General features: G+C 60.9%; 14 protein-coding genes. 8 read left to right on the forward strand and 6 right to left on the reverse strand.

Annotation, left to right across the window (positions count from 1 at the left end; all coding sequences use genetic code 11):
- Nucleotides 1-36 precede the first annotated feature (36 nt).
- Nucleotides 37-1,272 carry an enterobactin transporter EntS gene (gene entS, locus QLG21_RS18730; protein ID WP_282484971.1) on the forward strand — a complete coding sequence of 412 codons (1,236 nt, stop codon included), beginning with the start codon at nucleotides 37-39 and terminating at the stop codon, nucleotides 1,270-1,272.
- Between the two features lie 83 nt (nucleotides 1,273-1,355).
- On the opposite strand, the gene fepB is transcribed toward entS, so the two are convergent.
- Nucleotides 1,356-2,315 (reverse strand): Fe2+-enterobactin ABC transporter substrate-binding protein, encoded by a 960-nt coding sequence (gene fepB, locus QLG21_RS18735; protein ID WP_137271750.1) that lies wholly within the window; start codon nucleotides 2,313-2,315, stop codon nucleotides 1,356-1,358.
- 187 nt (nucleotides 2,316-2,502) lie between these two features.
- On the opposite strand from fepB, the gene entC reads away from it, so the two are divergent.
- From entC to entH, 5 genes are read left to right on the forward strand one after another with little or no spacing between them, the layout of a single operon-like run.
- Entirely contained in the window at nucleotides 2,503-3,678 is a 1,176-nt protein-coding gene (gene entC / locus QLG21_RS18740) for an isochorismate synthase EntC (protein WP_006177078.1), read from the forward strand.
- A gap of 9 nt (nucleotides 3,679-3,687) precedes the next feature.
- The gene (gene entE, locus QLG21_RS18745; protein ID WP_282484972.1) at nucleotides 3,688-5,298 is read left to right on the forward strand and encodes a (2,3-dihydroxybenzoyl)adenylate synthase EntE; all 1,611 of its coding nucleotides are present in this window, start codon (nucleotides 3,688-3,690) and stop codon (nucleotides 5,296-5,298) included.
- 10 nt (nucleotides 5,299-5,308) lie between these two features.
- A complete protein-coding gene (locus QLG21_RS18750; RefSeq protein ID WP_282484973.1) occupies nucleotides 5,309-6,163 on the forward strand; it encodes an isochorismatase in 855 nt (284 codons plus the stop codon).
- Nucleotides 6,163-6,918, forward strand: coding sequence for a 2,3-dihydro-2,3-dihydroxybenzoate dehydrogenase EntA (gene entA, locus QLG21_RS18755; protein ID WP_153688788.1), 756 nt, complete (start codon nucleotides 6,163-6,165; stop codon nucleotides 6,916-6,918). Before QLG21_RS18750 ends, entA begins: the two co-directional genes overlap by 1 nt.
- Before the next feature lies 1 nt (nucleotide 6,919).
- Nucleotides 6,920-7,333, forward strand: coding sequence for a proofreading thioesterase EntH (entH, locus tag QLG21_RS18760; protein WP_006177082.1), 414 nt, complete (start codon nucleotides 6,920-6,922; stop codon nucleotides 7,331-7,333).
- Between the two features lie 92 nt (nucleotides 7,334-7,425).
- On the opposite strand, the gene QLG21_RS18765 is transcribed toward entH, so the two are convergent.
- Nucleotides 7,426-8,538 (reverse strand): M20 family metallopeptidase, encoded by a 1,113-nt coding sequence (locus tag QLG21_RS18765; protein ID WP_282484974.1) that lies wholly within the window; start codon nucleotides 8,536-8,538, stop codon nucleotides 7,426-7,428.
- A 288-nt stretch (nucleotides 8,539-8,826) separates the two neighbouring features.
- Here QLG21_RS18765 and cstA point away from each other — a divergent pair, with 288 nt between their 5' ends.
- Complete coding sequence (cstA, locus tag QLG21_RS18770) at nucleotides 8,827-10,932, forward strand: pyruvate/proton symporter CstA (protein ID WP_006177085.1); 2,106 nt, start codon at nucleotides 8,827-8,829, stop codon at nucleotides 10,930-10,932.
- A gap of 60 nt (nucleotides 10,933-10,992) precedes the next feature.
- Entirely contained in the window at nucleotides 10,993-11,190 is a 198-nt protein-coding gene (locus tag QLG21_RS18775; protein ID WP_006177086.1) for a YbdD/YjiX family protein, read from the forward strand.
- Here the strand turns inward: QLG21_RS18775 and QLG21_RS18780 are convergent.
- From QLG21_RS18780 to QLG21_RS18795, 4 genes are all read right to left on the reverse strand, one after another.
- Nucleotides 11,187-11,591, reverse strand: coding sequence for a helix-turn-helix transcriptional regulator (locus tag QLG21_RS18780; RefSeq protein ID WP_102892082.1), 405 nt, complete (start codon nucleotides 11,589-11,591; stop codon nucleotides 11,187-11,189). The two genes, QLG21_RS18775 and QLG21_RS18780, sit on opposite strands and share 4 nt — an antisense overlap.
- Entirely contained in the window at nucleotides 11,572-11,868 is a 297-nt protein-coding gene (locus QLG21_RS18785) for a type II toxin-antitoxin system RelE/ParE family toxin (protein WP_166717356.1), read from the reverse strand. Before QLG21_RS18785 ends, QLG21_RS18780 begins: the two co-directional genes overlap by 20 nt.
- A 184-nt stretch (nucleotides 11,869-12,052) precedes the next feature.
- Complete coding sequence (locus QLG21_RS18790) at nucleotides 12,053-12,790, reverse strand: 3-oxoacyl-ACP reductase family protein (RefSeq protein WP_282484975.1); 738 nt, start codon at nucleotides 12,788-12,790, stop codon at nucleotides 12,053-12,055.
- Between the two features lie 57 nt (nucleotides 12,791-12,847).
- Nucleotides 12,848-13,936 carry an oxidoreductase gene (locus QLG21_RS18795; protein WP_282484976.1) on the reverse strand — a complete coding sequence of 363 codons (1,089 nt, stop codon included), beginning with the start codon at nucleotides 13,934-13,936 and terminating at the stop codon, nucleotides 12,848-12,850.
- Nucleotides 13,937-13,986 lie beyond the last annotated feature (50 nt).

The raw sequence follows: 13,986 nt of genomic DNA on the forward strand, positions 1-13,986 counted from the left end.
CCATGAAATTGGTAGAAATACACTCAAGGCCTTGTCATGAATCAAAAATCCTGGCTGCTCAATCTAAGCCTGCTGAAGACTCACCCGGCGTTTCGTGCCGTCTTTATCGCCCGCTTTATCTCGATTTTATCTCTCGGCCTGCTCGGCGTGGCCGTGCCGGTACAGATCCAGGCCATGACCCACTCCAGCTGGCTGGTGGGGTTGTCCGTCACCTTAACCGGCGGGGCGATGTTTATCGGCCTGATGGTCGGCGGCGTGCTGGCGGACCGATACGAGCGTAAAAAGCTGATCCTGCTGGCGCGCGGGACCTGCGGGGTGGGGTTTGTCGGGCTGTGTCTGAACGCCATGCTGCCGGAGCCATCGCTGATCGCGATTTACGCGCTGGGGCTGTGGGACGGCTTCTTTGCCTCGTTAGGCGTGACGGCGCTGCTGGCGGCCACGCCTGCGTTGGTGGGGCGCGAGAATCTGATGCAGGCCGGGGCGATCACCATGCTTACCGTGCGTCTCGGTTCGGTGATTTCGCCGATGGTGGGGGGATTATTGCTCGCCACCGGCAACGTGGCATGGAACTACGGGCTGGCAGCGGCGGGGACCTTTATCACCACGCTGACGCTGCTGCGTCTGCCGCAGTTGCCGCCGCCGCAGCAGCCGCGCGAGCACCCGTTGAAATCGCTGATGGCGGCGATCCGCTTTCTGTTCAGCAACCCGCTGATTGGCGGCATTGCGTTGATTGGCGGCCTGCTGACGATGGCGAGCGCGGTGCGTGTGCTGTATCCGGCGCTGGCGGGCGAGTGGCAGATGAGCGCTTCGGAGATTGGTATATTATATGCGGCGATCCCGCTCGGCGCGGCCTGTGGCGCGCTGACCAGTGGAAATCTGGCGCACAGCGCGCGGCCAGGGCTGATCGTGCTGCTTGCGACCCTGGCGGCGTTTATCGCGATTGGCTTCTTCAGCCTGATGCCGGTGTGGGCACTGGGCGTGCTGTGTCTGGTCATTTTCGGCTGGCTTAGCGCAATCAGTTCGCTGCTGCAGTACACCCTGATCCAGACCCAGACGCCGGAAGGGATGCTGGGCCGCATCAACGGCCTGTGGACCGCGCAGAACGTGACGGGCGATGCGATTGGCGCGGCGATCCTCGGGGGATTAGGCTCGATGATGACCCCGGTGGCGTCGGCGAGCAGCAGCGGGTTTGCATTAGCCCTTATTGGCGGGATTTTAGTGCTGGCGCTGGTGGAGTTGCGGCGGTTCAGGCAGGAGAGTGCTCCGGCGTGATTTTCCGGGTGGCGGCTTCGCCTTACCCGGCCTACATTTTGCACCCGCAGGCCCGGTAAGCGAAGCGCCACCGGGCGCAGGCATTACCCAAAAATTGCCTCTAAACGCTGCAACACCAGCATCGCGCTGTAATAATCCAGGCGGAAGGTTTCCGTGCCCAGCGCCCAGACGCGCTTGTTTTTCACCGACGGTAAATGGGCCAGCAGCGGATTGGCGTAAATCGCCTCTACATCCTTCTGGTCACCGGCAAACAGGAATAACCCTTCACCGTTTAACCCCGTCGCCAGGTTTTCTCCCCCCAGCTGAATTATATCGTGGCGTTTTCCCTGGCTTTTAGAGGTTTGCAGCCCGGCGGGGAGGTCGGCCAGCGTAAAGCCCAGCTGGTGCAGCAGCTTGCCCTGCGCGGACTCCGGGGTCCACAGGTTGGCGCTGTGCGCGGCGGCAGTGTAGACGATGGCATTCACCGGCTGCGGCGGTAGCGTCATCTGCTGTTTCACCTGCGCGAGCTGTTTATCAAACGCGGCGATGCGTCCGGCGGCCTGCTTTTCCTGGCCGGTAATGGTCCCCAGCTGTGTCAGCAGTTCCTGCCAGCTCTTGTCGTCGTAGTTAATGACAAGCGTCGGCGCGATGGCGGAAAGCTGGTCGTAAAGCGCCAGCGCGGAATCCCCGCCGGTGGCGCTGATCAGGATCAGGTCCGGCATTTGGGCCGCTACCGCTTCGGCGCTCGGCTCGCCAATGTATAACCGCGCGAGCTTACGTTGTCTGGCGACATCCCCCCACTGACGCAGAAAGCCCTGCGCATCGGCCACGCGGTTGTTTGGCGTGGTGGCTCCGCTGGCAACCACCGGCGCGTCAATCGCCAGCAGGGAGCCGGTTAAGGTCACGCTGGTAGAGACAATGCGCGTTGGTTTGCTCTCAAGGGTGTGAACGCCGTGGCTGTCGCTCACCTGACGAGGCCAGTCGGCGGCGGCAGCTGAGGTTAGTCCTAAAACAAAAAGTGCTGTTAATAGAAGGGCATTACGGCAAATGGCAGGGAATTTCACAACGCGGCATCCTGTTTTTGTTGAAGTTAATGCTTCTCATTTTCATGATTGCGCGAGAGGGATGCAAGCGTTAGTCGCACAAGTTGCTTGCTCTGCGGTTGACACCGGGGCGCTGTGCGATTAGGTTAGCCGTCGAAAATATAAATGATAATCATTATTACTGCTTTTATCATTTTAGGAGGATGATATGGATACGTCATTGGCTGAGGACATCCAGCACACCGCGACCACGCTGCAATCAGACAGCTTTTTCTTTATGTCGCCTTATCGCAGTTTTACCACCTCAGGCTGTTTTGCCCGTTTCGCTGAGTCCGCCGTCGGCGGCGACGATCCGGCCGGCCATTTCCAGCAAAAATTAGCCCAGGCTTTCGGGCACGCAAAAGCCAGCGGCATTGCCCATCCGATCATGGTGGGTGCCATCCCGTTCGATACCCGCAAACCGTCGTCCCTGTTTATCCCACAACGCTGGCAGACCTTCTCTCGCCCGGCGCGCCAGCAGTCTTCCCGCTATTTCTCCGGCGCACAGACGCTGAACGTGGAAAAGCGCACCGAGATCCCTGCTCAGCCCGTGTTTGAGGAGATGGTCGCCCGCGCTGCGGCGCTGACCGCCACCCCGCAGGTGAATAAGGTTGTGCTGTCGCGCCTGATTGATATCGAGACCGACAAAACCATTGATAGCGGTGCGCTGCTTGAGCGTTTGATCGCACAGAACCCGGCAAGCTTTAACTTCCACGTTCCGCTGGAGGACGGCGGTGTGCTGCTTGGTGCCAGCCCGGAACTGCTGCTGCGCAAAGAGGGCGCGCACTTTAGCTCGCTGCCGCTGGCAGGCTCCGCGCGCCGTCAGCCGGACGATGTGCTGGATCGCGAGGCGGGCAACAAGCTGCTGGCCTCTGAAAAAGACCGCCACGAGCACGACCTGGTTACCCAGGCGATGAACGCCATTCTGGCACCGCGCAGCCATCAGCTGACCATGCCGTCTTCTCCGCAGTTGATCACCACGCCGACGCTGTGGCACCTGGCTACCCCAATTGAAGGCGAGGCGCGTGAAAACGAAAACGCCCTGACTCTGGCCTGCCTGCTGCACCCGACCCCTGCGCTGAGCGGTTTCCCGCATCAGGCGGCTAAACAGCTGATCGCCGAGCTCGAGCCGTTTGACCGCGAGCTGTTCGGCGGCATCGTTGGCTGGTGCGACAGCGAAGGTAACGGCGAGTGGGTGGTGACCATCCGCTGCGCGCGCCTGCATGAAAATACCGTTCGCCTGTTTGCCGGTGCGGGCATTGTGCCTGCCTCCTCGCCGGTGGGTGAGTGGCGTGAAACCGGGGTGAAACTCTCCACCATGCTCAACGTATTTGGCTTGCACTAAGGACGCATCATGACCATTCCCTTTACCCGCTGGCCCGAGGATTTTGCCCGACGCTACCGTGAGAAAGGCTACTGGCAGGATCTGCCGTTGACCCACATCCTGACGGATCAGGCCAACAATGACGCCCTGGCCATCATTGACGGCGAGCGTCGGCTGACCTATCGCGCGTTCAATCAGCAGGTCAACAACCTGGCCTCTGCGCTACAGGCTCAGGGGATCGTGCGCGGTGAAACGGCGCTCGTTCAGTTGGGCAACGTGGCTGAGTTTTACATCACCTTCTTCGCCCTGCTGCAAATCGGCGTTGCGCCGGTGAACGCGCTCTTTAGCCATCAGCGCAGCGAGCTGAACGCCTACGCCGCGCAGATTAAACCGGCGGTGCTGATTGCCGATCGCCATCACCCGCTGTTTGCCGATGAAGCGTTTCTCAACACCTTCGTGGACGAACACCGCTCGGTCCGCGTGGTGCTGCTGCGCGGCGATAAAGGCGAACATGCGCTGGAAACGGCGATTGCGCGCCCGGCGGATAATTTCATTCCGACCCCGACGCCTGCCGATGAGGTCGCGTTCTTTCAGCTCTCCGGTGGTAGCACCGGCATGCCGAAGCTTATCCCGCGTACGCACAACGACTACGATTACAGCATACGTCGCAGCAACGAGATTTGCGGCATCACCGCCGATACCCGTTACCTGAACGCGCTGCCCGCGGCGCATAACTACGCCATGAGCTCGCCGGGATCGCTCGGCATCTTCACCGCTGGCGGCTGCGTGGTGCTGGCAAATGACCCAAGTGCTACGCTCTGTTTCCCGCTGATTGAACAGCATCAGATCAACGTCACCTCGCTGGTGCCGCCTGCGGTCAGCCTGTGGCTACAGGCGATTGCCGAAGGAGCGGGGAATGCGCAGCTGCGGTCTTTAACGCTGTTGCAGGTTGGCGGCGCTCGTCTGTCTGCCACCCTTGCCGCGCGTATTCCCGCCGAAATTGGCTGCCAGCTTCAGCAGGTGTTTGGCATGGCCGAGGGGCTGGTGAACTACACCGCGCTCGACGATACGCCGGAGCGCATCATGAATACTCAGGGCCGCCCGATGTGCCCGGACGACGAAGTGTGGGTGGCGGACGAGCACGGTAATCCGTTGCCGCGCGGAGAAGTCGGACGTTTGATGACGCGCGGGCCGTACACCTTCCGCGGCTATTTCAACAGCCCGGAGCACAACGCCAGCGCCTTTGACGCCGACGGTTTTTACTGCTCCGGCGACCTGATCGCCATCGACGAACAGGGCTATATCACCGTGCAGGGGCGCGAGAAAGATCAGATCAACCGCGGGGGCGAGAAGATCGCCGCTGAGGAGATCGAGAACCTGCTCCTGCGCCACGAGTCGGTGATCCACGCAGCCCTGGTGAGCATGGAAGACAGCCTGCTCGGCGAGAAAAGCTGCGCGTATCTGGTGGTCAAACAGCCGCTGCGCGCGGTCGAGGTGCGTCGCTTCCTGCGCGAGCAGGGCGTTGCCGAATTCAAACTGCCGGACCGCGTGGAGAGCGTTGACGCGCTTCCGTTAACGCCGGTCGGTAAAGTCGATAAGAAACAGCTGCGCCTGTGGCTCGCGGAACGCGCACAGGGCTGAGGAAAAAAATATGGCTATCCCAAAATTAACCGCTTACGCGCTGCCAACCGCCGCAGACCTGCCGAACAACAAAGTGAACTGGGCCTTTGAGCCAGAGCGCGCCGCGCTGCTGATCCATGATATGCAGGAATACTTCCTGAACTTCTGGGGCGAAAACAGCGCAATGATGGCGCAGGTGGTGGCGAACATCGCGAGACTTCGCGATTACTGCAAAGAACACAACATCCCGGTTTACTACACCGCCCAGCCGAAAGAGCAAAGCGACGAAGACCGTGCCCTGCTGAACGACATGTGGGGGCCGGGCCTGACCCGTTCGCCGGAGCAGCAGCGTATCGTCGCTGAACTGACGCCGGATGAAGCCGATACCGTGCTGGTGAAATGGCGCTACAGCGCGTTCCACCGCTCGCCGCTGGAGCAGATGCTCAAGGAGACCGGCCGCAACCAGCTGCTGATCACCGGCGTTTACGCGCACATCGGCTGCATGACCACCGCCACCGACGCGTTTATGCGCGACATCAAGCCGTTCTTCATCGCCGATGCGCTGGCAGATTTCACCCGTGACGAGCACCTGATGTCGCTCAGGTATGTGGCAGGGCGTTCCGGTCGCGTGGTGATGACCGACGAACTGCTGCCGTCCGTTCCGGCTTCGAAAGCCGCGCTGCGTGAGCTCATCCTGCCGCTGCTGGACGAATCCGACGAGCCGATGGATGACGAAAACCTGATCGACTACGGCCTGGACTCGGTGCGCATGATGGCGCTGGCGGCGCGCTGGCGCAAAGTGCATGGCGACATCGACTTCGTGATGCTGGCGAAAAAACCGACCCTTGATGCCTGGTGGGCGCTGCTTTCCCGCGAGGTGAAGTGATGGCGGGATTTGATTTTACCGGCAAAACCGTCTGGGTAACGGGCGCGGGTAAGGGCATTGGCTACGCGACGGCGCAGGCCTTCGCGGAGGCCGGCGCACAGGTTACCGGGTTCGATCTGGCGTTTCCCCAGACGCATTATCCGTTTGCCACTGAAACGCTGGACGTGGCCGACGCCGCGCAGGTTAAAGCGGTGTGCGGACGGTTGCTGCAGAGCACAGCGCGTCTTGACGTGCTGGTGAACGCCGCCGGGATCCTGCGCATGGGCGCGACTGACCAGCTCTCGCAGGAGGACTGGCAGCAGACCTTCGCGGTCAATGTCGGTGGTGCGTTCAACCTGTTCCAGCAGACGATGGACACGTTCCGTCGCCAGCAGGGCGGGGCGATTGTCACCGTGGCGTCTGACGCGGCGCACACTCCACGCATCGGGATGAGCGCCTACGGTGCCTCGAAGGCGGCGCTGAAAAGCCTGGCCCTCACCGTCGGGCTGGAACTGGCGGGCAGCGGCGTGCGCTGTAACCTGGTTTCCCCTGGCTCAACGGATACCGATATGCAGCGCACCCTGTGGACCAGCGACGATGCTGAACGCCAGCGTATCCGTGGCTTTGGCGAGCAGTTCAAGCTTGGCATTCCGCTGGGTAAAATCGCCCGTCCGCAGGAGATCGCCAGCACCGTGCTGTTCCTGGCGTCCGATGCCGCAAGCCATATCACCCTGCAGGATATCGTGGTGGACGGCGGCTCCACGCTGGGGGCGTAAGATGATCTGGAAACGTCATTTGTCGCTTGAGGCACTGAACGCCACCAGTCAGAACACGATGGTGGCGCATCTGGGCATTGTCTATACCCGCCTTGGTGATGACAGCCTGGAAGCGGAGATGCCGGTGGACGCCCGCACCCATCAGCCGTTTGGCCTGCTGCACGGCGGAGCCTCCGCTGCGCTTGCGGAGACGCTCGGTTCTATGGCCGGGTTCCTGATGACCCGCGACGGGCAGAACGTGGTGGGAACGGAGCTGAACGCCACGCACCACCGCGCCGTGGCGCAGGGCAAGGTGCGCGGCGTGTGTCAGCCGCTGCATCTGGGGCGCACCAGCCAGAGCTGGGAAATCGTGGTGTTCGACGAGCAGGGACGGCGCTGCTGTACGTGCCGGTTAAGCACGATGGTTCTGGGGTAGGGTTGTGCCTGAATTGCCGGGTGGCGGCTTCGCCTTACCCGGCCTACATGCAGAGGGTAGGCCCGGTAAGCGAAGCGCCACCGGGCGGTGCCTTACAGCATCGAAACAACCCGTTTCAGCAACCGGATCCGCGGCTCAATCGACGCTTTATCCAGCCACTCCGCCGGGCTGTGGAAGCCTGCGCCAATCGGCCCTAAGCCGTCGAGCGTCGGAATGCCGAGCGCCGCGGTATGGTTGGCGTCGCTGCCGCCGCCGACCGCCTGCCAGGTGATGGCGATGTTTTCTTCTTTCCCCGCGTTCTCAACGAGCTGCATCAGCTGCTGAGTTGACTCGCCGGCCGCCATGGCTGGCTTATGATTCACGCGGCTTAGGGTGGTGGTCACGCCCTCTAAAAAGCCTTTTTCGCACAGTGCTTCAAGCGCGTGATTCACCCGGTCGTATTCATCGTTTTCCCAGAAACGCACGTCGAGTTCAGCCGTGGCGCTGTCGGCCACCACGTTGGCCGCGCTGCCGCCGTTAATGACCCCGACGTTCAGGGTGGTGCCGTGCGTCCAGTCGGTGAGCGAATTTATCGCGGTAATCGCATGCGCCAGCGCGGTGATGGCCGAGCGGCCTTTTTCCGGATCGTTACCCGCGTGCGCCGCCACGCCGCTAAAGGTGAGGTGATAGCCCGCCATGCCTTTGCGCGCCTTCACCAGCGAGCCGTCGGCGCGGGCCGCTTCGCACACCAGCACGCAGCGAGCGCGTTTTGCCAGCCCGCCGATCCATTCATGGGAATAGACCGAGCCGGTCTCTTCGTCCGGGTTCATCGCCACCGCAATCGACAGACGATCCTTGTCCGCCGCGTCCAGCGCGCGCATTGCCCATAATATATTCAGAAGACCGCTCTTCATATCCGATACGCCGGGGCCGTACAGCCGCGTCTCATCCTCGCGCATCGGGCGTTCGGCCACGGTGCCGGGGGCAAACACGGTATCGAGATGGCCAACCAGCAGCACGTCAAACTGCTCCGCTCCGGGACGGTTGCTGACAAACACGCCGGGGCCGACCTTGTCGCCCAGATTAACCTGCTCGGTGTGCCAGCCTTCGCGCTGCCAGAGCGCCTCAATAATGCCTGCCACGGTGGCGACGCCGGCGACGGTCTGGGTGCCGCAGTCGACGTTTACCAGGGTTTTCAACTCTTCAATGTATTGGTCAAGATTCATGTTCACGTCCTGTTCAGAAATGATGTGCATCAGCAGCTCGGTAAAAACGTTGCGTCATTCTGGCCGGGTTACGTGCAAAAAAAATGATACAAATCATCCCGTAATAACGTGCCTGGCTGAAAAAGGTAAAAGTGTGACCGCTGACGGCGCGAAAGTGATCGGCTTAACACTGTGGTGTAAATGTCTGGTACGACCCCACATTATTGCGTTTCAGAGTTGTTAAATTTTGGCGGGTGTTCTAGAAACAAAATGTAACATCTCACTGTTTCACAACAACGGACACCAACTATGAACAACTCAGGGAAATACCTTCTGTGGGCAGGGCTCTCCGTTGTGGGAGCCTTTGCCCTGGGCTATATCGCCCTCAATCGGGGGGAGCAGATCAACGCGCTGTGGATCGTCGTCGCCTCCGTCTGCATTTATCTGATCGCGTATCGTTTTTATGGCCGCTATATCGCTAAAAACGTGCTGGGCGTGGACAGCACGCGCATGACACCAGCGGTGCGCCATAACGACGGGCTGGACTACGTGCCGACCGACAAAAAAGTGCTGTTTGGTCACCATTTTGCGGCCATTGCCGGGGCAGGGCCGCTGGTGGGGCCGGTGCTGGCGGCGCAGATGGGCTACCTGCCGGGGATGATCTGGATCCTCGCGGGCGTGGTGCTGGCCGGGGCGGTGCAGGACTTCATGGTGTTGTTCGTCTCTACGCGCCGCGACGGACGTTCGCTGGGCGAGCTGGTGAAAGAGGAGATGGGAGCCACTGCCGGGGTGATTGCCCTGGTGGCGACCTTTATGATTATGGTGATCATCCTGGCGGTGCTGGCGATGATCGTGGTGAAAGCGCTGACCCACAGCCCGTGGGGAACCTACACCGTGGCCTTTACCATTCCGCTGGCGCTGTTCATGGGGATCTACATTCGCTATCTGCGCCCGGGGCGTATTGGCGAAGTGTCGGTGATTGGCCTGGTGTTCCTGGTATTCGCCATTATCTCCGGCGGCTGGGTGGCGGAAAGCCCCACCTGGGCGCCGTGGTTTGACTTCACCGGCGTGCAGCTGACGTGGATGCTGGTGGGCTATGGCTTTGTGGCGGCGGTGCTGCCGGTGTGGCTGCTGCTGGCCCCGCGCGACTATCTCTCCACGTTCCTGAAAATCGGCACGATTGTCGGGCTGGCGATCGGCATTCTGATTATGCGCCCGACCCTGACCATGCCCGCATTAACCAAATTCATCGACGGTACCGGCCCGGTCTGGACCGGCAACCTGTTCCCGTTCCTGTTTATCACCATTGCCTGCGGAGCGGTATCGGGCTTCCATGCCCTGATTGCCTCCGGCACCACGCCCAAGATGCTGGCGAATGAAAATCAGGCCTGCCTGATTGGCTACGGCGGTATGCTGATGGAGTCTTTCGTGGCGATCATGGCGCTGGTCTCCGCCTGTATTATCGACCCGGGCGTTTACTTTGCGATGAACAGCCCGATGGCGGTGCTGGCCCCTGCCGGAACCGTGGACGTGGTGGCTTCTGCTGCGCAGGTGGTCAGCGGCTGGGGCTTTGCGATTACCCCTGAAACGCTGACGCACATCGCGAATGAAGTGGGCGAGCAGTCGATCATCTCCCGAGCGGGCGGCGCACCGACGCTGGCGGTGGGGATGGCCTACATTCTGCACGGCGCGCTGGGCGGGCTGATGGATGTCTCGTTCTGGTATCACTTTGCGATCCTGTTTGAAGCGCTGTTTATCCTGACCGCGGTGGACGCAGGCACGCGCGCGGCGCGCTTTATGCTGCAGGATCTGCTGGGCGTGATTTCGCCGAACCTGAAGCGTACCGACTCCCTCCCGGCGAACCTGCTGGCGACGGCGCTGTGCGTGCTGGCGTGGGGCTACTTCCTCCATCAAGGGGTGGTCGATCCGCTGGGCGGGATTAACACCCTGTGGCCGCTGTTCGGCATCGCCAACCAGATGCTGGCGGGGATGGCGCTGATGCTCTGTGCGGTGGTTCTGTTCAAAATGAAGCGCCAGCGCTATGCGTGGGTGGCGCTCCTGCCTACCGCGTGGCTGCTGATTTGTACCCTGACGGCAGGCTGGCAGAAAGCCTTCAGCCCGGATAACAAGGTGGGCTTCCTGGCGATTGCCAACAAATTCCAGGCGATGATCGACAGCGGTAAAATCCCGGCGCAGTACACCGAATCGCAGCTGTCGCAGCTGGTGTTTAACAACCGTCTGGACGCCGGGCTGACCATCTTCTTTATGGTGGTGGTTGTGGTGCTGGCGTTGTATTCTCTGAAAACCGCGCTGGCGGCCCTGAAAGTGGACAAGCCGACGGCGAAAGAGACGCCGTACGAGCGGATGCCTGAGAACCTGGATGAGATTGTGACCCAGGCGAAAGGGGCGCATTAACCTGTGTGCCGGGTGGCGGCTCCGCCTTACCCGGCCTACATTTCCTGTGAGACCAGAATAATGTTCGACACCCTCTCCAAAGCTGGTAAGTACCTGGGCCAGGCCGCCAAAATGATGATTGGCGTGCCGGACTATGACAACTACGTCGAGCATATGCGCGTCACCCATCCGGACCAGACGCCGATGACCTACGAAGAATTTTTCCGCGATCGTCAGGACGCCCGCTACGGTGGCAAGGGCGGGGCGAAGTGCTGTTAACCCTCTTTTGGTAAATAGAGGCTGATCTGCTCCTGCTTACAGCCGTAAATGGCCGCCAGCTTTTCGCGGGTGCGCTTTTGCGGGCGCGAGTCGATGGCCTCAAGCTGCGACACGGCGGACTGGCTGATGCCGAGTTTCTCCGCCACCGCCTGCTGTGATAACCCGCAATGGATGCGCCACGCGGCCTGCAAGCTGACGTTCTGCCAGGTCATGATGCTGCATACTTCACCGGGCAATTCAACGTCATCCAGACTATCGTGTTCGACTTCAATATCCTCCAGATCGTCGTCGGTTTCGTCGTCAATCTCAGCCATCTGCAAGCACATGCGGAAGTATTCGTGATAAGGAATAACCACGTACTGCGTTTTACCGTTATCGTCCTTAATTAGCTGAACAGCCATAGGTGGCTTTCTCCTCGTGCAGGTAAGTTGTTGATGTTCTGCGCTTGATGGCCAGAACATAACAATGGTCATCGGGATCGTCCCGAAGCGTATAGATGATGCGGTAATCGCCAACGCGAAGCCGGAAATGATTTTCTGTCGTCGATATTTTTTTGATATCGGGCCGGGGAGCCGAGCGGTCATCCAGCTCGGTAAGCTTTACCTCAATGCGGCGCTGATACCGCTCGTCAATTCTGGAAAAAGCCTTTTTTGCACCATTAGACCAGACTATCTTCATCCGTACCTCCACTGTACGCCCACACAAAATATAAGGAAATAATAAGACTATTAGATAAATTCCGAATTTCTTATGGGAGCACTGTAGAGCGGAGCGCTGGCGGGATAAAGCGGCAAAACGCGAACCGTCGAGGCGGCTCGACAAAGCCTCTGCCGGGCGACAGAGGCGTGCAGAAAATATGCGATCAGGCGTTCAAACCGCCGTCCACGTCCAGACCGGTGCCGGAAATTTGCCCCGCTGCCGGGCTGGCGAGGAAGGTGACCGCCGCAGCCACGTCTTCCGGCTGGCCGTAATGCCCCACTGCGATAAGCTGTCGCTGCGAGTCGGCCTGCTCACCGTCATCCGGGTTCATGTCGCTGTTGGTCGGGCCGGGGTGGACGAGGTTCACGGTGATCCCGCGCGGGCCTAAATCGCGGGCCAGACCACGGGTCAGGGAGTTGAGTGCGGATTTGGTCATTGAGTAGACGGCAATTCCCGGCTGCGCCACGCGGTTCGCCAGACAACTGCCGATGTTGATGATGCGCCCACCGTCGGACATGTGGACCAGCGCCTCCTGAATGGCGATCACCACGCCGCGAATGTTGACGTTGATAAGCGCATCGATATCCGCCAGCGTCATGGTCTCCAGCGGGCCGCCACGGGCGATCCCGGCGTTGTTGACCAGAATGTCCAGCCCGCCGAGGGAGCGTGCCGCATGGGTGACGGCATCCTGAATGGCCTGCGCGCTGTCCGCCTGTATCGCCTCGCCGTGCCGCCCGAGTGCCGTTATCTCATCGACGACGGCCTGCGCTTTATCCGCGGATTTTTCATACGTAATAACCACATCGGCACCGGCGCGCGCCAGCGACAGTGCAATTGCACGACCCAACCCACGGCTGGCGCCGGTAACCAGCGCCTTCTTACCTGTTAAATCGATCTGCATGATGACCTCGTTGCGAGAGTGGTGAGAATCATCATTAGGTATAGACGGTCGGCGCGTTTAGCGGGGGAATGTTTCCACCTTCTCAAACGCAGCGCGCAGCACGTCCGGGCTGAGCGTAACCGGCAGGTAGTGAATCGACTCGACCGGACGCAGGGTATGGGCAATCACCTTGTCCAGCTCGTCACGGTTGTTGATATCCACCTCCAGTTCACGCAGGGTGGTCGGCAGGTTAAAGCGCTGATAGGCCGCCACCAGCTGCGCCAGCATCTCATCCTGACCGAGCAGCGCGCTTTGCACCAGAATGCCGTAGGCCACTTTGGTGCCGTGCAGGTATTTTTCCGTCTGCGGCAGCACCGTTAAGCCGTTGTGTACCGCATGCGCGGCGGCCACGCGGGTAAAGCGTTCGCCAAGACCACCAACCATCCCGCCTCCGGCGATGATGGCATCCACCACGTCGCGGAACGCCTGCGTCTGTTCACCACGCTGCTGGTCGGCCAGCGCCTCCTCGCTGCGCGCCAGCAGCACGTCGCGGATTGCCAGTGCGCCGTTAATGCCCAGCCGCACGGTCAGCGGCAGATCCTCCGGCTGCGGGGCGAGGACCACCGCCTCGTACCACTTCGCCAGCGTGTCGCCGATGCCCGCCAGCAGGTATTCCGCCGGGGCGTTGAGGATGATTTGCGGCTCCACCAGCACCAGAAAATTGGCGTCGTCGAAAATCTCGAACTGAAGCGCCTGACCGGCATCGTTGTACCAGACGGAGAGCGGCGTCCACGCGGCGCAGGTGGCAGCGATGGTCGGCACCGCCACGACAGGCACGCCCAGACGGCGCGCCACGGCTTTGGCGGTATCAAGCAGCGCGCCGCCGCCCACCCCAATCACCACGCTGGCGTCGCCGCCGGCCTGACGGACCAGGTCTGTCACGTCGCGCTCGCTGCAGTGGCCTTTAAATAACAGGCGTTTTGCCCCCGGGGCGTTAAAGCTTTCCGGCAGGAACGGGCGAGCGCCTTCGATGGCGCGTTCGCCGTAAATCCACACGGCGCGGGAAAGCTGCTCCGGGGTAAAAAATTCGCTCAGGCGCGCAAGGCTCCCGGCGTGAGAGAAGTAGTTCGCCGGGCCGGGTACGACGCGGATATAGGTGTTGCTCATGGTGTTGTCCTTTTTCGCAAGCGCTAACCCGATGTTATGTCTGGACATCC

It is taken from the genome of Enterobacter sp. V87_3, assembly GCF_029967835.1.
In the GTDB taxonomy this organism is placed as follows: Bacteria; Pseudomonadota; Gammaproteobacteria; order Enterobacterales; family Enterobacteriaceae; genus Enterobacter; species Enterobacter cancerogenus.

Excerpts from the sequence above, each read along its gene's own strand:
- entH (WP_006177082.1), top strand. The coding sequence starts at position 6,920 with ATGATCTGGAAACGTCATTTGTCGCTTGAGGCACTGAACGCCACCAGT.
- entC (WP_006177078.1), top strand. The coding sequence starts at position 2,503 with ATGGATACGTCATTGGCTGAGGACATCCAGCACACCGCGACCACGCTG.
- QLG21_RS18750 (WP_282484973.1), top strand. The coding sequence starts at position 5,309 with ATGGCTATCCCAAAATTAACCGCTTACGCGCTGCCAACCGCCGCAGAC.
- entS (WP_282484971.1), top strand. The coding sequence starts at position 37 with ATGAATCAAAAATCCTGGCTGCTCAATCTAAGCCTGCTGAAGACTCAC.
- QLG21_RS18765 (WP_282484974.1), bottom strand. The coding sequence starts at position 8,538 with ATGAATCTTGACCAATACATTGAAGAGTTGAAAACCCTGGTAAACGTC.
- cstA (WP_006177085.1), top strand. The coding sequence starts at position 8,827 with ATGAACAACTCAGGGAAATACCTTCTGTGGGCAGGGCTCTCCGTTGTG.
- QLG21_RS18780 (WP_102892082.1), bottom strand. The coding sequence starts at position 11,591 with ATGGCTGTTCAGCTAATTAAGGACGATAACGGTAAAACGCAGTACGTG.
- entE (WP_282484972.1), top strand. The coding sequence starts at position 3,688 with ATGACCATTCCCTTTACCCGCTGGCCCGAGGATTTTGCCCGACGCTAC.
- entA (WP_153688788.1), top strand. The coding sequence starts at position 6,163 with ATGGCGGGATTTGATTTTACCGGCAAAACCGTCTGGGTAACGGGCGCG.
- QLG21_RS18785 (WP_166717356.1), bottom strand. The coding sequence starts at position 11,868 with ATGAAGATAGTCTGGTCTAATGGTGCAAAAAAGGCTTTTTCCAGAATT.
- QLG21_RS18795 (WP_282484976.1), bottom strand. The coding sequence starts at position 13,936 with ATGAGCAACACCTATATCCGCGTCGTACCCGGCCCGGCGAACTACTTC.
- QLG21_RS18790 (WP_282484975.1), bottom strand. The coding sequence starts at position 12,790 with ATGCAGATCGATTTAACAGGTAAGAAGGCGCTGGTTACCGGCGCCAGC.
- QLG21_RS18775 (WP_006177086.1), top strand. The coding sequence starts at position 10,993 with ATGTTCGACACCCTCTCCAAAGCTGGTAAGTACCTGGGCCAGGCCGCC.